Source organism: Streptomyces sp. NPDC001219, from assembly GCF_053597915.1.
In genome coordinates, this window is record NZ_JBSFJF010000003.1 from 154066 (window position 1) to 172231 (window position 18166).

Sequence of the window (18166 nt, forward strand, 5' to 3'; positions counted from 1 at the left end):
CCTAGGCGGCCTGCTGCTCGTAGCCCACGAGCCGGACGCAGACGGCGAGGCCCTCGATGGCCTGCTCCAGCTCCGCGAGGCCCGGGTAGCTGGGCGCGATCCGGATGACGGCGTCGCGCGGGTCGTCGCCGTACGGGTGGGTGGCGCCGGCCGGGGTCAGCACGATGCCCGCCTCGGCGGCCCGGCGGACGACCTCCTTGGCGCAGCCGTCCGGCACTTCGAGGGTGACGAAGTAGCCGCCCTTGGGGTCGGTCCACCGGGCGAGACCGGTGCCGCCCAGCTCCGCCGCCAGAATCCGGGCGACGGCCTCGAACTTCGGCTGGAGCAGCGCGCGCTGGCGCTCCATGTGGGCCCGCACCCCGTCGGCGTCCCGGAGGAACAGCGCGTGCCGCAGCTGGTTGACCTTGTCCGGGCCGATGGACCGCTTGGAGTTGTTGGCGAGCAGCCACTCCACGTTCGCGGGCGAGGAACCGAAGAAGGCGACGCCCGCACCCGCCGCGGTGATCTTCGAGGTGGAGCCGAACACGAACGCGCGGTCCGGGTTCCCGGCGTCCGCGCAGGCGGCGAGCAGGTCGGCGATCTCGGCGGGCTCGTCGGTGAGGTGGTGGGCGGCGTACGCGTTGTCCCAGAAGATCCGGAAATCGGGCGCCGCGGCGGTCATCGAGGCCAGTCGCGCCACGGTCTCGTCGCTGTAGGAGACGCCGTCCGGGTTGCTGTACTTCGGGACGCACCAGATGCCCTTGACGGCCGGGTCCTCGGCGACCAGCCGCTCCACGACGGCCATGTCCGGGCCCTCGGCGGTCATCGGCACCGGGATCATGTCGATCCCGAACCGCTCACAGAGCGCGAAGTGCCGGTCGTAGCCCGGGACCGGGCACAGGAACGCGATCCGCTCCTGGTCCGCCCACCGCGACCCGGCCCCCGGCAGCACGCTCAGCAGGGCGTGCACCAGGCAGTCGTGCATCAGCTCGAGGCTGGAGTTGCCGGCCGCGAGGAGCTGCCCGACCGGCACCTGGAGCACCTCGGTGAATATCTCCCGGATCTCCAACAGGCCCTGCAGACCACCGTAGTTGCGGACGTCCGTGCCGTCGGCGGCGGTGTGCCGCCCGCCCGGCAGGCTCAGCAGGTCCTCGGAGAGGTCGAGCTGCTCGGGCGCCGGCTTGCCCCGGGTGAGATTCAGCGAGAGCCCGCGCCCCGCAAGGTCCTGGTAGTCCTTGCGGGCCCTCTCCAGGAGCCCGCTCAGGGCATCGGCGCTCAGCTCGGTGGTCATGGTGTTTCCTCTCGGGCCGGTGGCGCCCGGGACGGCGCCCGGGGCTTCGTGCTGCCTGCCGAGGATACAAACCGCCGTTCGAACGCCCTGGCCAGGCCCGGGTCGCCCCTGCTCAAGCCCGGCATATACGGCCCGATGCCGGACTCTCGCGGTGACCTATGACGACAAGTCGGTGAAGTCGGTCAGGTTACGAATGAGCACCTTGGAGGATTTGGGCACCTTGCGAGGTTCGTGCCGGCTGTCGCAAACGCCGTCCGGGCGGTCAGTCGGCGTAGAGGATCGCCCCGATGATGACCCACAGCGCCCAGGCCAGCGGGATCAGCGCCACGTAGGCCAGCGGCCGGCGCAGCACCGGCGCCCCTTCGTCCAACGGCTGCCGGCCCGGCGCGGGTGCGGACTGCGGCAGCTTGCTGAACTTCAGGTGGGCGATCAGGTTCCAGAGCAGGGTGAACGGTGTGAACGCCACGAGGGAGAGCGGGCTCCACCATCCCAGGCAGAGGGTCCTGGTCGTCATCTGCCGCACGACCGAGCGGCCGCAGCTCCGGCAGAACGGGCCGTCCAGCTTGTGGAAGTGCATCAGGACGAGCAGCCCCTTGTGGGCGCGGACGGAGAAGTTCTCCGCGGCCGGTGATCCGCAGCCCCGGCACCCGGGGGCGGGGACCTGAGCGGCCGGGTATCCGGGGGCCTGCGCGTAGCCGGGCTGGGCGTAGCCCGGCGGTGCGTAACCGGGCTGGGCGTAACCGGGCGGCGGGTAGCCGGGGTGCCCGTAGGGCTGCGGCTGCCCCGCCGGGTATCCCGCGGGCGGCCCCACGGGCTGCCCCGCCGGATAACCCGCGGGCTGCCCCGGCGGCTGCCCCACGGGCTGCCCCGCCGGATACCCCGCGGGCTGACCCGTCGGGTACATGGGTGCCTGGCCGTGGGGCGCGCCCTGGGGCGGCGGAGTGGTCATGGGTGTGTCTCCAGAGTGGACGGCGGGAGGGCGGAGCGGTCCTGGGCGCCAACGCTCCCCTGCCGATGCGGCGCGCGTCCCGCTGGGCGCCAACTCGGGCCGTCCGGGCCGTTGATCGTACTCGACGGCCTCCCGGGCCGGGAGCGGGTTCCGGTGTCCGCCCGGCCCGGCGGCAACCGGGGCCGCGGGGCGTGGCGTTCGGGGGAAGCCCGGGTGTCGCAGAGGGGGGCCGCGGTGCCCGGCTCGTACGTTCGGGCGGCATGACGTACGTATCGGCTGACCGCGCCTCCGGCCCCACCCGCCGCACCACGCTGACCGGGCTCGTCGGCGGCGCGGGAGCCCTCCTGGCCGCCGGGTGCAGCGGGTCGCCCGCCAAGGAGCCCACAGCACGTCGCACGGCCCGCGCCTACGCCACGGCGAGCGACCCCACGCCCGGAGTGATGACGCTCTTCAAGGACCCCGCCTTCAACTTCGGCGCGCTCATGGCGCTCGGCGGGTCCGGTTACGGCGCCGGTGAGGTGGGCGAGGTGCTCACCGCCGTGAACACGGTGAACGAGGCCGGTCTCTCCGCGCAGACCTACACCGAGACCTTCAAGAAGCTCGGCGACCGGCTGCGGCAGCCGCCCGGCACCGGCACGCCCGGGAAGGAGACCACCCGCTTCCGCGCGCTGCGGGCGGCGCAGTACTACGCACAGGCGCTGTTCTTCGTCCTCGGCTCCGACTCCCCCGGCAGCGAGGAGGCGCTGTACCAGGCGGGGCGCGACTCCTGGGACGCGTTCTGCGAACGGTGCGACCCGGTTCCGGTGACGGCCCGCGTCCCGTACGGGAAGACCCCGATGCCCGTGTGGTTCTTCCGGCCGGACGACTCCGGCGAACGGCGCCCCACCGTGATCCTCACGAACGGCAGCGACGGACAGGACGTCGACATGTGGACCTACGGCGTCGCGGCCGCCCTCCAGCGCGGCTGGAACGCCCTGGTGTACGACGGGCCCGGCCAGGGTCAGCTGCTCTTCGTCGACCAGGTGGTCTTCACCCCGCGCTGGGAGAACGTCGTCACCCCGCTCGTCGACTGGCTGTCCGCCCGCCGGGACGTGGACACCGGCAAGATCGCCCTGACCGGGCTGAGCATGGCCGGGGACCTGGCGCCGCGCGCCGCGGCCTTCGAGCGCCGGATCGCCGCGCTGGTGGCGATGCCCGGTGTGCTCTCCCCCTGGCTGGGCTTCCCTCCGGAGATCCGGGAGATCCTCACCCCGGACAAGGAGAAGACCAACAGCATCTGGAACAAGGAGGTCGTTCCCGGGCTGTCGCCGTCCGAGGCCGCGACGATGAAGAAGCGTTTCGAGCCCTTCTCCGCCCCGGCGATGCTCGCGGCCCGCCAGGGCAGGATGTTCACCGACTTCTACACCCCGGCCACTCTCATCAAGTCGCTGGACATCACGGACGTCGTGGGCCGCATCACGATGCCCACGCTGGTGCTCGACTACGACTTCGAGCAGTTCTACCCCGGGCAGCCGCGCCAGATGTTCGAGAAGCTGACGGCTCCCAAGGACTACGTGAAGCTCACCGCGGCCACCGGCGCACAGCTGCACTGTTCCCCGATGGCCCCGCAGCAGCACTGCGAGGTCGTCTTCGACTGGCTGCAGGAGAAGCTGACCGGCAGCTGAGCCGGCCCGGCGGCGAATCCGCCGGAACAGGTCCTAGCCGCCCAGGTACTGCCGCAGCAGATCACCGAGTTCGGTCTCGAACTCCGCGTAGTCGTGGCGGAGTCGGTCGCCCGGCCAGTTGTCCGGCAGGAGGTCGGCGGGCAGCAGGGGGTCGGCGAGGAGATGGCGGAGAGCGGCCGCCGCGACGGTGAAGCGGTCGGCGTGGTTGGCGGCGCGGTCCAGGGCGGCCGACAGGGCGCGGGCCCGCCGGGCCCAGCCGGGCAGGTCCCACAGCCGGCCGGCGAGGGCGGCCGGGTCGCCGTCCGGGGCGCCGGTGAACCAGGTGCACTGGTCGGTGACGACGGCGGGGCGGGGCCGGTCGAGATTGGCGGGGCGCAGCCAGTTGCCCTCGCGCAGCCGGGCCAGTCGCAGCGTCGCCATGGCCTGGCGCAGTGCGGTGCGCTCGGCCGCCGGGCGACCTTCCGGGGTGGTGACGACGGCGATCTCCCAGTCCCCGTCCCAGGGAAGGGTCCGCGGCGTGCGGCTCTCGTCCTGCCGGGTCTGGCGCGCCAGCAGCCGGGTGGTGAGGGCGTACGAGCCGTCGGTCTGCCGCAGGTCACCGGCGGCCACCATCCGCGAGAGGGCGACCCGGACGGTGCCCTCGGCGATGCCGAAGAGTTCGCCGACCCGCACCAGGGCGCGGGCGGGCAGCCGCGGCGGGTGATGGCCGAGGAGGGTGCTCAGCACGATGGAGCGGGCGGTGAGCGGGCGCAGGGCGAGCGCGGCGGCCTCGGCGTCGTCGAGCGTGCGGGTGGGGTCGTCGTTCATATGTGCAGGAAATTCTAGCGAGGGCGGTCCCGGCGGCCATTACAGTCTTCACGCGGCTGTACGGGCTCTGTAACGTCAACGGTATGACCGTCACCCATGAAGTCGTGAATCAGGCCCCGCCGCTGACCGGGTTCAGCGCGGCGGACGAGCCGGCCCTGCTGGAGGCGCTGCGCCGGGAGGGCGCCGAGTGGGGCGTGCGGGAGGTGACCGAGCTGGGCGCGCTGGCCGGTTCCGCCGCGGTACAGGAGCAGGCCCGCTGGGCGGAGGAGCAGCCGCCGCGGCTGCACACCCACGACCGCTTCGGGCACCGCGTCGACGAGGTCACCTTCCATCCGGCCTGGCATCAGCTGATGACGGTCGCGGTGGAGCACGGGCTGCACGCCGCCCCCTGGACGGACGGCCGCTCCGGGGCACATCTCGTGCGCGCCGCGAAGTTCTACGTCTGGTCGCAGGCCGAGGCGGGCCACGGCTGTCCGGTCTCGATGACCTATGCCGCGGTGCCCGCCCTGCGGGCCGCGCCGGATCTCGCCGCGCAGTACGAGCCGCTGCTCGCCGCCCGCAGCTACGACTTCGGGCTGCGGCCGCCGCTGACCAAGTCGGGCCTGATCGCCGGTATGTCGATGACGGAGAAGCAGGGGGGCTCCGACGTACGGGCCAACACCACGCGCGCGGTGCCGGCCGGCGACGGCAGCTACCGCCTCACCGGCCACAAGTGGTTCACCTCGGCGCCGATGAGCGATCTGTTCCTGGCGCTGGCGCAGACCGAGGAGGGGCTCGGCTGCTTCCTGGTGCCGCGGGTGCTGCCGGACGGCACGCTCAACGGGATGCGGCTGATGCGGCTCAAGGACAAGCTGGGCAACCGCTCCAACGCGTCCTCCGAGATCGAGTACGACGAGGCGGTGGCGTGGCCGGTCGGTGAGCCGGGGCGTGGGGTGCGGACCATCGTCGAGATGGTGAACATGACCCGGCTGGACTGTGTGCTGGGGTCGGCGGCCGGGATGCGGGCCGGGCTGCGGCAGGCGCTGCACCACACCGCGCACCGCCGGGCGTTCGGGCGGGAGCTGGACCGCCAGCCGCTGATGCGTTCGGTGCTCGCCGATCTGGCGGTCGAGTCGGAGGCGGCGACCCTGCTGGGGATGCGGCTGGCGGCGGCGGTGGACCGCGCGCAGGCCGGGGACGCCGGGGAGGCGGCGCTGCGCCGGCTGGCGCTGGCGGCGGGCAAGTACTGGGTGTGCAAGCGGGGCAGCACCCACGCGGCGGAGGCCCTGGAGTGTCTGGGCGGCAACGGCTACGTCGAGGAATCCGGCATGCCGCGGCTCTACCGGGAGGCGCCGCTGCTGTCCATCTGGGAGGGCTCGGGCAATGTCGCGGCGCTCGACGTGCTGCGGGCGATCGGCAGGGAACCGGCCGCGCTGGACGCGTTCTTCGCCGAGGTGGAGACCGCGGCGGGCGCCGACCGGCGGCTGGACGCGGCGGTGGCCGGGGTCCGCAAGATGCTCGGCGGGCTCGGCGATCCGGAGCAGGCACAGCTGAGGGCGCGGTCACTGGCCGAGCGGATGGCGCTGGTCCTCCAGGGTTCGCTGCTGGTGCGGCACAGCCACCCGGCGGTCGCCGACGCGTTCTGCGCCTCACGGCTCGACGGGGAGTGGGGCCACGCCTTCGGCACCCTGCACCCCGGCGCCGATCTGGCCTCGATCCTGGAGCGCAGCCGCCCGGCGGCCGGGAGTGGGGCCTGATGTCCGTACGGGTGGAGCGGGCCGGGCCGGTGACGACGGTGGTGCTGTCCCGGCCCGCCTCCCGCAATGCCGTGGACGGTGACACGGCCCGGCAACTCGCCGACGCCTTCCGGGAGTTCGATGCCGATGAGGGTGCCCGGGTGGCGGTGCTGTGGGGTGCGGGCGGGACGTTCTGCTCCGGTGCCGATCTGAAGGCGATCGGCACCGGGCGCGGCAACCGCGTGGCCCCGGACGGGGACGGGCCGATGGGGCCGACCCGGATGCGGCTCGGCAAGCCGGTGATCGCGGCGGTCGCCGGGCATGCGGTGGCCGGCGGCCTGGAGCTGGCGCTCTGGTGCGACCTCCGGGTCGCGGAGGAGGACGCGGTGTTCGGGGTGTTCTGCCGGCGCTGGGGCGTGCCGCTGATCGACGGCGGTACGGTCCGGCTGCCCCGGCTGATCGGTGCGAGCCGGGCGATGGACCTGGTGCTGACGGGGCGTCCGGTCCCGGCCGCCGAGGCGCTGGACATCGGCCTGGTCCATCGGGTGGTGCCGCCCGGTACGGCGCGCGCGGAGGCGGAGCAGCTGGCGGCGGAGCTGGCCCGTTTCCCGCAGGACTGTCTGCGCAGCGACCGTGCCTCGCTGCTGGACCAGGAGGGCCGGGACGAGGAGGCGGCGATGGCCGCGGAACTCCGGTACGGGCGTGCCGTCCTGCCCGGGGCGACCCAGGGCGCGGCCCGGTTCGCCGCGGGGGCGGGGCGGCACGGCGAACCGGACCCGGGAGCCGCCGCCCCCACGGAGCCGGCCCACCCCGGGGCCGCTCCGGACTCCCCTGGCGCCCGCCCCGGTCACACCGGCTGACGGCAGGCGCCGCCCCGCGGCCGGCCGGCGTCGTTGAACGCCCGCGGCGCTCCGCGTACCGTCACCCTGCCCCGCCTTCGCCGCCCGTCCGCCAGGAGTACCCCGTGCATGAGCTGAACTACCCCGAGGCGGGCGGCACTCGGCATACCCCGCTGCCGCCCGGCTACCGCCACCTCCACGAGGAGCTGCCGCTCGGCCACGGCCGCGCGGTGCTGAGCGCGGCCGGCGAGGCGATCACCACCTTCCGGATGCACCGCGCGGCCGGCACCGGAATCCGCGCCGACGCCCCACGGGCCGCGAAGGGCGTGCAGGTCGAGGTCTCACTGGGGTTCGGCCCGGTGCGGCTGCGGGCGCCGTGCACCGTGGTGTGGACGGTGACCGAGGAGGACCGCATCGGGTTCGGGTACGGAGCCCGGGAGGGGCATCCCATGTGCGGGGAGGAGGCGTTCGTCGCCGAGCTGCGCGCGGACGGGTCGGTGTGGTTCACGGTGACCGCCTTCAGCCGGCCCGCCCGGGCACTCACCCGCGGCGCGGGCCCGCTGGTCCCGGTCTTCCAGCGCCAGTACGTCCGCCATCTCGGCCGTACCCTCCGCCGCCTGGCGAACCGTCCGTGAACTCCGGGCGACGGGAAACCGGCCATTGTCGCCCCGTCGCCGTCACGCCGCCCGCATGAACCGGGCGGCGGCGCGAGCACCTCACACCGCTCTCCGGCCTCCCGACACCACACCCGCTCACCCCCTGATGACCTGCGGAACACGGGTAGTTACCGGCGCGTAGCATGACGGCCGCTGATCGCCATACGTCCACCTCGGCTTCATCATTTCGTCACCATCACCTCTGGCGACCGTGAAAGAAAACCAGACATGTGTGATGACGAACTGATCCCGCCGCAGGCGGACATGACCGAGCGTGAGTGGCTACGGACCGGGTCGGAGGCGACGGCCGGGGGGCCGTCGATGCGGACGACGGGGCGCGTTCCGCAGTGGGTGAACCGGCGGACCCTGCTGGGCGGCGCGATGGCCGGTGCGGCGCTCACGGTGCTGCCGTCGCCGGGCCAGTCGCCCGCGTCCGCCGCGCCCCGCCGTGGGGGCCCGGGGGCCTTTCCGTTCCCCGAACACCCCAACAAGAAGGGCGAGTTCGCCATCCTGGTGACCGGTGACGCCGGGACCGGGGACGAGGCGCAGTACGCGGTGGCGGCCGCCGCGCGCGACCTCTGCCGGAGCGAGGGGATAGGCCTCGCGGTCGGCCTCGGCGACAACATCTACGAGAACGGGCCGGAGTCCGACGACGACTCGGAGTTCCAGGACAAGTTCGAGAAGCCGAACAGCGGCATCGACGTGCCCTGGCTGATGGTGCTGGGCAATCACGACTGCTCGGGGCTGATCCCCGGCAGCGGCGGCGACCCCTCCCGCGGTGACCGCGAGGTCGCCTACGCGGCCACGTCGAAGCGCTGGTACATGCCGAGCCGCTACTACAGCGTGCCGCTGCCGGCCGCCGACCCGCTGGTGGAGTTCTTCGCCATCGACACCATCCCCTGGTCGTCGTATGTGGCCCAGCTCGACCCGCACTACCGCTGGGACGGGCCGTACATGCGTGAGCAGCGGAGCTGGCTGGAGGGTGCGCTGCGTGCCTCGCGCGCCCGCTGGAAGGTGGTGATCGGCCACCACCCGTACCTCAACAACGGCAAGCACGGCAGCGCCGGTTCCTACGACGGCTTCGAGATCGGGAACTACACCAGCGGCGTCCACCTCAAGGACATGTACGAGAACGTGGTCTGCGGACGGGCCGATCTGATCCTGTCCGGCCATGACCACACACTGCAGATCCTGGAGCCGACGGCCCGTACGGGCGGCACCCGGCAGGTGGTGTGCGGCGCCTCGGCCAAGACGGAGGACGGCACGGCACACTTCGGGCACCCGGCGGCCTGGCAGAACTTCTCCGACCACGGGTTCATGGTGCTGAAGGTGTCCGGGGCGCGGCTGACCATCGACGCGTACACCGTGGATGTGGCGACCCGGAAGGCCACCCTCGCCCACCGGACCCGCCAGACCCGGCCGGTGGCGGCGGCGCGGGCGCACGCCTGACGGCAGCGGCCGTCCCGGGGGCGCGCTCCCGGGACGGACGTTCACGGGTGCCGGCGGTGCTCAGGGGTGCATCCGGGCGCCCTTGAGGACCTTGTCGACCGCGTTGCGGGGGCCGTACACGGCGAGGCCGACGACGTCCAACTGGCCCGTCGGCACGGCACGTACCGCCGCGCGGTTGTCCCGGTCGTTGCCGGTGGCGAAGAGGTCGGAGGTGAACACCGACCGGGGCAGCGCACGGGACAGGGCGCGGCCGTGTGCGGCGGTCAGCACCTCCTTGGTGCCCTCGAAGACCAGCACGGGCTGGCGGAACATGGGCAGATACGGGGTGTCGTCGGCGTCGGCGTACGGTTCGCCGATCACCTCGGGGAGCTGTGAGCCGAAACCGCTCACCAGGAACGCGGTCACGTTCAGCCGCTGCCAGGGCTCCAGGTCCTCGCGCAGCAGAACTGCGATCTTGGTGTCGAAGCGTACGGGGGAGGTGTTCTCGGTGGTCATGCTCCGAGCCTGCCGACCGCCCCGCCTCCTCTTCTTGTACGTTCCTGGCGTGGTGGCGGCACGGCGGGAGTCCGGCGCCAGGAACGTGGGGCGTGTGCCGGGCGGTGCTCCCCGCCGGGGACCGCTTCTTCCGGGCGGCCCTCCGGACGTACCGGACATGCGGGGCTTCCGGCCCGCGCCTAGGGTGTTCGCATGGCCGCGTTCCGGTGGATATCGGCCCCGGTCAACGGCCCGCGACCGAGGGCACGAGGTGTGCTCGGCGCGGCCTCGCGGGCTGCCGTCCCCGGACGCCGCCCGCCGGGAGCGGGCCCGAATGTCCCGCGCGGCCGGGCCATGAGGCGCGGCGCACCATGACCGGCCCGCCCCTGGAACCGTCCGACAGGGCCTACGACCCCCGGGCCGACCGGGAGTGGCGCCATGTCCCGGAGGACTCCTCCGGGGTGTCGCACCGTGAGCCCATCGGCCTGCGTGAGCGGCTCTCGCTCAACCGGACGGGCACCTTCGACTGGGATCTGGACGAGGGTTCCATGGACCTGGACCCCGGTGCCCTGGAGGTCTTCGACCTCCGTCCGGACGAGTACGACGGCGCGCCGATGTCCCTGGTCACCCGCGTGTCCCCGGAGGAGGGCCTGCGGCTCGACGAGGCGCTCTCCCAGGCCCTGCAGGACGGCCACTCGTCGTACGGCGCGTACTTCCGGGTCCAGTGCCGCGACGGCACCCAGCGCTGGACGCACTCCCAGGGGCGGATTCTGCACGACGCGGACGGGAAGCCGTACCGGATCATCGGCATCGTCCGGGAGGCGACCAGCGAGCTGGCGGACTCCGCGCTGCTGCGCTCGCTCCAGCAGGAGCGGCAGCGGCAGACCGTGATGGTGCAGCAGACCACCGCCGCGCTGGCCCGCGCGCTGTCCGTCGGGGATGTGACCCGGGTGCTCACCGGGTCCGGCGGAGCCCGGCGGTTCGGTGCGGACGGGCTGGTCCTGGGGCTGGTCGAGAACGACCGGTTCAAGGTCATCGCCACCGCCGGGCTGGAGGGCGAGGTACCCGACGACATGATGACCTCCCGGCTGGACGACACCCTGCCGCTGGCCGACTCGGCGCGCTCCCGGCGGTCCATCTTCCTCGGCAGCCGCGGTGAGCTGATCGCCCGCTATCCGCGGCTGCGCCCGTACACCGACGTACTGCCGGCGGGCAGCGCGGCCTTCCTCCCGCTGGTCGCGCAGGACACCGTCATCGGTGCGCTGGGGCTGTTCAACGCCGAGCCCGCGGTGCAGTCGCCGGAGGCCAGGAACCTGGCGCTGGCGCTGGCCGGTGTCGTGGCGCAGTCGGTGCAGCGGGCGACCCTCTTCGACCAGGAGCGGGAGTTCGCGACGGGCCTCCAGGCGACGATGCTGCCGCGCCGGCTGCCGCCCCTCACCGGCGGCGCGGTCACCGTCCGCTACCACCCGGCGAGCGTCGGGCGGGACATCGGCGGCGACTGGTACGACGTGATCACCCTGCCCCAGGGGCGGACCGGGCTGGTGGTGGGTGACGTGCAGGGGCACGACACCCATGCGGCGGCCGTGATGGGCCAGCTGCGGATCGCCCTGCGCGCCTACGCCAGCGAGGGGCACTCCCCGGAGACCGTGCTGGTGCGGGCCTCCCGCTTTCTGGCCGAACTGGACACCGAGCGCTTCGCGACGTGTACGTACGTCCAGGCCGACCTGGAGTCCGGGGCGCTGCACCTGGCACGGGCCGGCCATCTCGGCCCGCTGATCAGCAACAGCTCCCGGCACATCGACTGGCCCGAGGTCCGCGGCGGGCTGCCGCTGGGCCTGGCCACGCACTTCGGGCGCGACCACTTCCCGGAGACCCAGCTGTTCCTGGAGCCGGGCTCGACGCTGCTGCTGTGCACCGACGGCCTGGTGGAACAGCCCGGCCGGGACATCTCCGCGGGCATCGACGCGCTGTCCGCCGCGGTCCGCGCCGGCCCCGCCGACCTGGAGGCGCTCGCCGACCGGCTCTCGGCCCACCTGTGGGCCGATCCCGGCTCGGAGGACGACATGGCTCTCCTGCTGCTGCACCGGCTGCCCGGTCCCGGGGGCGCCACCACGCCGCGGCTGCGGCTGCATGTCCACCAGGCCGATCCGTCAGGCGCCGCCGAGGTCCGCTCGGCGCTGCGCCGCACCCTGGACCAGTGGCGGGCGGGCGCCGTCATGCACAACATCGAGGTCGCCGCCTCCGAGCTGATCGCCAACGCGCTGACCCACACCGAGAGCGGTGCCCTGGTCTCCATGGAGCTGCTGTCCGGCACCCCGCGCCGTATCCGGCTGGAGGTCGAGGACCGTTCCAGCCGGTGGCCGCGGCGGCGCAGCCCCGGCGAGACCGCCACCTCGGGGCGGGGACTGATGCTGGTCGAGGCGCTCGCCGACGAATGGGGCGCGGAGCCGCGGGGCGCGGGCAAGGCCCTGTGGTGTGAGTTCGCGGTACCGGACACGTCGGATCTGGCGCACTGAACTCGCGTACGGGGAAGAGTGACTGGCGGTACGTCAACGCCGTCGGCGGGCAGGTCCCGTGGTGGGTGGCGCCCTTCCGCGCCCGGCGCCACAGGGGGCCGAGCCGACCAACCTGGCCGTTGGCCGACTCGGCCTGTCCGGAACGTACACCCTCATGTCCCGGACGAAAACCTCGCCGGAACAGGGGCCGTCGGTCCCAAGTCCCGTGCCGCGCGCGGGTGCTCAGTCCTCCGGCCCGTACCAGAGCGTCGTCATGTTGCAGAACTCCCGGATGCCGTGGCCGGAGAGCTCCCGTCCGTAGCCGGAGCGCTTGGCGCCGCCGAACGGGAGGCCCGGGTGGGAGGCGGTCATCCCGTTGAAGAAGACCCCGCCGGCCTGCAGGTCGCGGGCCAGGCGGTCCTGTTCGCCGGGGTCCCGGGTCCAGGCGTTGGAACTGAGCCCGAACGGCGTGTCGTTGGCGACCCGCACCGCCTCGTCCAGGTCGGCGACGCGGTAGAGCGTGGCGACCGGCCCGAACGCCTCCTCGTGGTGGATACGCATGTCGGGGGTGATGCCGGACAGCACCGTCGGCTCGTAGAACCAGCCCGCGCGGTGCCGCGGCGGGCGCTGTCCGCCGCACAGTGCGGTGGCGCCCTTGTGGACCGCGTCGTCGACGAGTTCCTCCAGGTCGGAGCGGCCCTGTTCGCTGGAGAGCGGGCCGATGTCGGTGTTCTCGTCCATCGGGTCGCCGACCGTCAGCGCGGCCATCCGGGCGGTGAACCGCTCGGCGAACGCGTCATGGACGTCCTCGTGCACGATGAACCGCTTGGCCGCGATGCACGACTGCCCGTTGTTCTGGACGCGCGCGGTGACGGCGACGCGGGCCGCCTTGTCGAGGTCGGCGGAGGGCAGCACGAGGAACGGGTCGCTGCCGCCGAGTTCGAGGACGGTCTTCTTGACCTCGTCGCCGGCGGTGGCGGCCACCGCGCGGCCGGCGATCTCACTGCCGGTCAGGGTCGCGGCGGCGACCCGCGGGTCACGCAGGATGTCCTCGACGGCGCCGGAGCCGATCAGCAGGGTCTGGAAACAGCCCTCGGGGTAGCCGGCGCGACGGAAGAGCTCTTCGAGGTAGAGCGCGGTCTGCGGGACGTTCGAGGCGTGCTTGAGCAGCCCGGTGTTGCCCGCCATCAGGGCGGGCGCGGCGAACCGTACGACCTGCCAGAGCGGGAAGTTCCAGGGCATCACCGCGAGCACGGTGCCGAGGGGGCGGTAGCGGACCACGGCGCGGCGCGCACCGGAGTCGCTGACGTCGGCGGGGTCGGGGTGCTCGTCGGCGAGCAGCGCCTCGGCGTGGGTGGCGTACCAGCGCATGGTCTTGGCGCACTTCGCGGCCTCCGCGCGCGCCTGGGCCAGCGGTTTGCCCATCTCGGTGGTCATGGTGCGGGCGATGCCGTCCTGGTCGGCGTCGAGCAGGTCGGCGGCCGCGAGCAGGAGTTCCCGTCGGCGCGCGAAGCTCGTGGTGCGGTGCTCCTGGAAGGCCTGCTCCGCCCGGACCAGATGATCTTCGATCTCGCCCGCGTTGAGCGCGTCGAAGGTCTTCAGGGTCTCGCCGGTGGCCGGGTTGACCGTGGCGATGGCCATGATCAGCACCTCCTTGATGGTGCGGGGGCGTGGTCCCCGCGGTGTGCGGGGCGGAAGTCCGGGCGGCTCCTAGGAGAGCGGCGAAGGGGCCGGGGACGGCTCCGGGACCGGGTCGGGATCGGGTCCGGGCGGACGGGGTATCGGCGACGGTTCCGGCGGGATGGGTTCCGGTGGCGCGGGCGGGACCGGCGGGCCGGGAAGCGGGTCAGGGACCGGGTTCGGCGGCGGGCCCCCCGGCTCCGGCGCGGGCTGCGGATCACGGTCGAGCGTGCGCTCACTGCACGTATGCGGTTGCCGCTGCACTGCGGGCCTCCAGAATGAGACGGCTAGTGGCACATCAGCCCCCGTACCCGAGTTTCGCCCGTCCATGGCCCCGGCGCACGGCGGATTGCCGCGGACGGGTTGCGTGGGCGCCGGGCACGGCGTATGTGACCCGATCGGGCGGCGCCGGGCGCACCGGTCCCCCGCTACCTTGCGGGCATGCCCATGACGTGGACGAGGACCGGGACGGCGACGGGCCCGGCGGAGCATCCGGTGCGGCACCCGGTGGCGGCCCGCGGCAGGACCGGGGCCCGTGCCGTGGCGTTGCTGTCAGCGGCCGGGGTGGCGCTGGTCGCGGCGGCGGGTCCGCCCGCCGCCTCCCCGACCCCTCGTGTGCCGCTCCCCGCCTCCATGGCCGACACCGGGGGCGGCACCCAGCTGATCACCGCCCGCGCGGACACCACCGCCGCGACCACCGGGACCGTGCAGTGGTGGCAGCGGGTCAACGGCCGCTGGCAGCAGCGGGGTTCGGCACCGGCCCGCTTCGGAGCGGGCGGGCTGGTCGAGGGCGGCAGCCGGGTGCAGGGCACCTCGACCACCCCGACCGGGCTCTACGACCTGCCGTTCGGCTTCGGGACCGCACCGGCACCGCCCGGCACCGCGATCCCCTACCGCAGGGTCGGCCCGGACTCCTGGTGGTGCGAGGACAACACCTCCGCCTCCTACAACCGCTGGGTGCAACCGCTGCCCGCGGACTGCGCGGCCGGTGAGTCCGAGCGGCTGGCCGGCTATCCGACGCAGTACAGCCGGGCCCTGGTCACCGGCTTCAACTACCACCGCCCGGTGCGCGGCCGCGGTGCCGGGATCTTCCTCCATGTCCACGGGAAGGGCGCCACGGCCGGCTGTGTGTCCGTACCGGCCAGGGCGATGGCACGCATCCTGTCCTGGGTGCGGCCGTCCGCACATCCGCACCTCGCCCTCGGCACCGCGTCCGGGCCGACCGCCCTCACCCGCTACTGAGGGGGCGGCCCTGACCTGCCCCGGGTTCACGGCTGTCGGCGGCGCCAGCTCATGGGCGCCCCGGCCTCACGGCTGTGGGTCGTGGGCGTCGTAGCGGGCGAAGGAGCGGCGGCCGAGGCCGAGGGCGGCCACGACCAGGACGCAGGCCAGGCCGCCGCCGATCACCGCGGTGGCCAGGGAGGTCAGGTCGGCCGCCGAACCGGCGAGGAAGTCGCCGAGCCGCGGGCCCCCCGCGACCACGACGATGAAGACGCCCTGGAGCCGGCCGCGCATCGCGTCCGGCGTCGCGGCCTGCAGCATGGTGCTGCGGAACACCATCGAGACGGTGTCCGCGCACCCGGCCACCGCCAGGAAGAACAGCCCCAGCCACAGCTGCCGGGAGAGCCCGAAGCAGGCGATGGCCGCACCCCAGGAGGCCACCGCGATCAGGATGGCCAGGCCGTGCCGGCGGATACCGCCGAGCCAGCCGGAGAACAGCCCGCCCAGTACGGCGCCCACCGCGGGCGCCGCGACCAGCAGACCGACCGTCTCGGCGTCCCCGCCGAACCAGAGCACCGCGACCGCCGGGAACAGGGCACGCGGCTGCGCGAGCACCATCGCCGCCAGGTCCGTGAAGAACGTCATCCGCACGTTGGGCCGGGTGGCGAGAAAGCGCAGGCCGTCCAGTACGGAGGCCCGGCGCTGCGGCCCCTCCCCCTGGTCGGGCCGCATGGCCGGCAGCCGCCACATCGCGTACAGCGAACCGCCGAAGGCCACCACGTCGATCAGGTACGCGGTCTGATAGCCCCACAGGCCCACGATGACGCCGCCCAGCATCGGCCCGCCCATCAGACCGAGGTTGGTGGTCAGGGAGTTGAGGGCGTTGGCGGCCGGCAGCTGCTCGGTGGGCAGCAGCCGCGGGATCATCGAGGAGCGGGCCGGTGAGTTCATCGCGAAGCAGACGGCCTGGCAGGCGACGACGGTGTAGAGGAGCCAGACCCGGTGGTATCCGGCCAGTGCGGCGGCGGCCAGGACCACGGACAGCGCCGTCGCGCCGAGGGCACTGTAGAGGCCCAGTTTGCGGCGGTCGACGGTGTCGGCGATGGCGCCGCCGTACAGCCCGAAGACGACCAGCGGGACCAGCGAGCACAGCCCCACCAGGCCGACCGAGAAGGTGGAGTGGGTGAGGGCGTAGACCTGGAGGGAGACTGCGAGCGCGGTCATCTGCTGGCCCATCCAGGAGATGGTGTTGCCACACCAGAGACGGCGGTAGTCGGGAGAGGTGCGCAGCGGGGTCAGATCGGCGAATATCCGGGAGCGCAGGGGTATTTCGCCCTTTTCGGCGGTCGTTGTAGGGGGCACGCGGCAGTTTAAGCACGGGACGGGGCGACCGTGGGGGCCGGGGCGGGAAGAGGCACCCCGGGGGCCTGCCCCTTACGCGCGGGGCGGGCAGCCGGCCGGCCCGGCCGCCGTCTCCCGCGTTCCGGGCCGGCCTGTTCCACCTCACCAGCGCCAGCGGGTGGCGGCGGCGATCTCCTCGGCCGCACAGCCGGCGAAGTGGGCCTCCTCGGCCCGCCGGACCGCGAGCACCGCACCGTGCAGCACCTCGCCCATCGCCTCGTACAGCGGGGCTGACTTCTCCAGCCGGTCGGCCGCCTCGGTGAGGGTCGCGGGCAGCCGTACGATGCCGCGCCGGGCGCGCTCGCGGACGCCGAGGGTGCCCGGGTCACCGGCGTGCGGTTCCGGCAGCTGCGCCGCGGACTCGATGCCGTGCAGCCCCGCGGCGAGGACCGCGCCGACCGCGAGGTACGGATTGGCGGCCGCGTCGAAGGTCTTGACCTCGGCGTGCCCGCCATCCGGGTCGTCGGGAGCGCCGGTGATCAGGCGCAGCGCCGCCTCCCGGTTCTCCACGCCCCAGCACTGGTAGACCCCGGCCCACTGGGAGGGCTGGAGCCGCAGATAGCTGGCGGGTGAGGGGCAGCCGAGGGCGAGCAGGGCGGGCAGGGCGTTCAGGACACCGCCGAGGAAGGCCACCGCGTCCGGCGCCAGGCCCCAAGAGGCGTCCGGGCTGCGGTGCAGGCTGACGCCGTCGCGGTACAGGCCGAGGTGCAGGTGGCAGCCGTTGCCGACCTGGCCGGCGACGACCGTCGGGGCGAAGGAGGCGCGCAGTCCGTGCCGGGCGGAGACGGCGCGGACCGTCTCCCGGACCAGCACCACATCGTCGGCGGCCCGGACGGGGTCGGCCGGGGCGGTGGTGACCTCGAACTGGCCGGGGGCGTACTCGGGGTGGAGCTGGAGGACGTCGATGCCCTGGACGGTCAGTGCCTCGGTGACATCGCGGAGGTAGTCCGAGAGTTCGACGACCCGGGTCATGCCGTAGGCGGGGCCCGCGCAGGGGTGATCGAGCGGGTCGTCCGGGTCGGCGGCCGGCTGGGGTCCGGCCGGGGCGCGGGTGACCACCCATTCGGTTTCGAAGCCCATCCGCACGTCCAGACCGGCCGCACCGGCCCGCTCGGCCATCCGCCGGGCGAACTGCCGCTGGCAGCCGGGGTACGGCCGGCCCAGCTGGTCGTAGCGGTCCACCGGTGCCCAGGCCCAGCCGGGCTGTGCGGCGAGGACGGTGACCCGGTCCAGGTCGGGGAAGAGCCGCAGGTCCCCGTCGGGCCCGCCGAGGTGCTCGGAGGCGGTGATGGTGTCGTCGGAGGTGAAGACGTCGAAGACGGGTGACATCCCGACACCGCGCTCCGCGACGGCCGTGAGCCGGTGCGCCGGAACGGTTTTGACGCGGCTGACGCCCGCGTTGTCCACCCAGGTCAGCGCCACGTTCAGGACGCCTTCCGCCGTCAGCCGCGCCGCCGACCGGCGGGCTTCCTCGCGCTGTTCCGCAGCCCGCGTTCCCATAGAGCCGTCCTCACTCGACCGTGCCGAGTCCTCGGCACCCGTGCCC

The 18166-nt window shown here is 73.6% G+C and carries 14 protein-coding genes; 7 read left to right on the forward strand and 7 right to left on the reverse strand.

Going from position 1 to position 18166, the window contains the following annotated elements:
* Position 1: 1 nt before the first annotated feature.
* Together ACWC9R_RS03145 and ACWC9R_RS03150 are read right to left on the reverse strand one after the other, a co-directional pair.
* Complete coding sequence (locus tag ACWC9R_RS03145; protein WP_450728497.1) at positions 2-1270, reverse strand: aminotransferase class I/II-fold pyridoxal phosphate-dependent enzyme; 1269 nt, start codon at positions 1268-1270, stop codon at positions 2-4.
* A gap of 262 nt (positions 1271-1532) precedes the next feature.
* Positions 1533-2219 carry a hypothetical protein gene (locus ACWC9R_RS03150; RefSeq protein WP_450728499.1) on the reverse strand — a complete coding sequence of 229 codons (687 nt, stop codon included), beginning with the start codon at positions 2217-2219 and terminating at the stop codon, positions 1533-1535.
* 260 nt (positions 2220-2479) lie between these two features.
* On the opposite strand from ACWC9R_RS03150, the gene ACWC9R_RS03155 reads away from it, so the two are divergent.
* The gene (locus ACWC9R_RS03155) at positions 2480-3883 is read left to right on the forward strand and encodes an alpha/beta hydrolase family protein (protein ID WP_450728501.1); all 1404 of its coding nucleotides are present in this window, start codon (positions 2480-2482) and stop codon (positions 3881-3883) included.
* Positions 3884-3916: 33 nt separating this feature from the next.
* On the opposite strand, the gene ACWC9R_RS03160 is transcribed toward ACWC9R_RS03155, so the two are convergent.
* Positions 3917-4690 (reverse strand): PaaX family transcriptional regulator C-terminal domain-containing protein, encoded by a 774-nt coding sequence (locus ACWC9R_RS03160; RefSeq protein WP_450728503.1) that lies wholly within the window; start codon positions 4688-4690, stop codon positions 3917-3919.
* 83 nt (positions 4691-4773) lie between these two features.
* On the opposite strand from ACWC9R_RS03160, the gene ACWC9R_RS03165 reads away from it, so the two are divergent.
* The 4 genes from ACWC9R_RS03165 (at position 4774) to ACWC9R_RS03180 (ending at position 9349) form a co-directional block, all read left to right on the forward strand.
* Positions 4774-6426, forward strand: coding sequence for an acyl-CoA dehydrogenase family protein (locus ACWC9R_RS03165; protein ID WP_450728505.1), 1653 nt, complete (start codon positions 4774-4776; stop codon positions 6424-6426).
* Positions 6426-7265: a crotonase/enoyl-CoA hydratase family protein gene (locus ACWC9R_RS03170; protein WP_450728507.1), complete on the forward strand. Its 840-nt coding sequence runs from the start codon at positions 6426-6428 to the stop codon at positions 7263-7265. Before ACWC9R_RS03165 ends, ACWC9R_RS03170 begins: the two co-directional genes overlap by 1 nt.
* 104 nt (positions 7266-7369) lie before the next feature.
* The gene (locus tag ACWC9R_RS03175) at positions 7370-7879 is read left to right on the forward strand and encodes a DUF1990 family protein (RefSeq protein ID WP_450728509.1); all 510 of its coding nucleotides are present in this window, start codon (positions 7370-7372) and stop codon (positions 7877-7879) included.
* Between the two features lie 249 nt (positions 7880-8128).
* Positions 8129-9349, forward strand: a complete 1221-nt coding sequence (locus ACWC9R_RS03180) for a metallophosphoesterase (RefSeq protein WP_450728511.1) — start codon at positions 8129-8131, stop codon at positions 9347-9349.
* Between the two features lie 60 nt (positions 9350-9409).
* On the opposite strand, the gene ACWC9R_RS03185 is transcribed toward ACWC9R_RS03180, so the two are convergent.
* Complete coding sequence (locus tag ACWC9R_RS03185; RefSeq protein ID WP_450728513.1) at positions 9410-9844, reverse strand: DUF2000 family protein; 435 nt, start codon at positions 9842-9844, stop codon at positions 9410-9412.
* A 350-nt stretch (positions 9845-10194) separates the two neighbouring features.
* On the opposite strand from ACWC9R_RS03185, the gene ACWC9R_RS03190 reads away from it, so the two are divergent.
* Complete coding sequence (locus ACWC9R_RS03190; RefSeq protein ID WP_450728515.1) at positions 10195-12339, forward strand: SpoIIE family protein phosphatase; 2145 nt, start codon at positions 10195-10197, stop codon at positions 12337-12339.
* A gap of 222 nt (positions 12340-12561) precedes the next feature.
* On the opposite strand, the gene ACWC9R_RS03195 is transcribed toward ACWC9R_RS03190, so the two are convergent.
* The gene (locus tag ACWC9R_RS03195) at positions 12562-13959 is read right to left on the reverse strand and encodes an NADP-dependent succinic semialdehyde dehydrogenase (RefSeq protein ID WP_450728517.1); all 1398 of its coding nucleotides are present in this window, start codon (positions 13957-13959) and stop codon (positions 12562-12564) included.
* Positions 13960-14445: 486 nt separating this feature from the next.
* Here ACWC9R_RS03195 and ACWC9R_RS03200 point away from each other — a divergent pair, with 486 nt between their 5' ends.
* Complete coding sequence (locus tag ACWC9R_RS03200; protein WP_450728615.1) at positions 14446-15240, forward strand: L,D-transpeptidase family protein; 795 nt, start codon at positions 14446-14448, stop codon at positions 15238-15240.
* 66 nt (positions 15241-15306) lie between these two features.
* Here the strand turns inward: ACWC9R_RS03200 and ACWC9R_RS03205 are convergent, their stop codons facing one another.
* Both ACWC9R_RS03205 and ACWC9R_RS03210 read right to left on the reverse strand, forming a co-directional pair.
* Positions 15307-16581, reverse strand: a complete 1275-nt coding sequence (locus tag ACWC9R_RS03205) for an MFS transporter (RefSeq protein WP_450728519.1) — start codon at positions 16579-16581, stop codon at positions 15307-15309.
* A 141-nt stretch (positions 16582-16722) separates the two neighbouring features.
* On the reverse strand, positions 16723-18120 hold the full coding sequence (locus tag ACWC9R_RS03210; protein WP_450728521.1) for a glutamine synthetase: 1398 nt from the start codon (positions 18118-18120) through the stop codon (positions 16723-16725).
* Positions 18121-18166 lie beyond the last annotated feature (46 nt).

What these genes read in the sequence shown, in the direction of transcription:
- ACWC9R_RS03160 (WP_450728503.1), bottom strand. Translation starts at nt 4,690, where the DNA reads ATGAACGACGACCCCACCCGCACGCTCGACGACGCCGAGGCCGCCGCG.
- ACWC9R_RS03195 (WP_450728517.1), bottom strand. Translation starts at nt 13,959, where the DNA reads ATGGCCATCGCCACGGTCAACCCGGCCACCGGCGAGACCCTGAAGACC.
- ACWC9R_RS03150 (WP_450728499.1), bottom strand. Translation starts at nt 2,219, where the DNA reads ATGACCACTCCGCCGCCCCAGGGCGCGCCCCACGGCCAGGCACCCATG.
- ACWC9R_RS03170 (WP_450728507.1), top strand. Translation starts at nt 6,426, where the DNA reads ATGTCCGTACGGGTGGAGCGGGCCGGGCCGGTGACGACGGTGGTGCTG.
- ACWC9R_RS03165 (WP_450728505.1), top strand. Translation starts at nt 4,774, where the DNA reads ATGACCGTCACCCATGAAGTCGTGAATCAGGCCCCGCCGCTGACCGGG.
- ACWC9R_RS03155 (WP_450728501.1), top strand. Translation starts at nt 2,480, where the DNA reads ATGACGTACGTATCGGCTGACCGCGCCTCCGGCCCCACCCGCCGCACC.
- ACWC9R_RS03145 (WP_450728497.1), bottom strand. Translation starts at nt 1,270, where the DNA reads ATGACCACCGAGCTGAGCGCCGATGCCCTGAGCGGGCTCCTGGAGAGG.
- ACWC9R_RS03180 (WP_450728511.1), top strand. Translation starts at nt 8,129, where the DNA reads ATGTGTGATGACGAACTGATCCCGCCGCAGGCGGACATGACCGAGCGT.
- ACWC9R_RS03210 (WP_450728521.1), bottom strand. Translation starts at nt 18,120, where the DNA reads ATGGGAACGCGGGCTGCGGAACAGCGCGAGGAAGCCCGCCGGTCGGCG.
- ACWC9R_RS03200 (WP_450728615.1), top strand. Translation starts at nt 14,446, where the DNA reads ATGACGTGGACGAGGACCGGGACGGCGACGGGCCCGGCGGAGCATCCG.
- ACWC9R_RS03185 (WP_450728513.1), bottom strand. Translation starts at nt 9,844, where the DNA reads ATGACCACCGAGAACACCTCCCCCGTACGCTTCGACACCAAGATCGCA.
- ACWC9R_RS03190 (WP_450728515.1), top strand. Translation starts at nt 10,195, where the DNA reads ATGACCGGCCCGCCCCTGGAACCGTCCGACAGGGCCTACGACCCCCGG.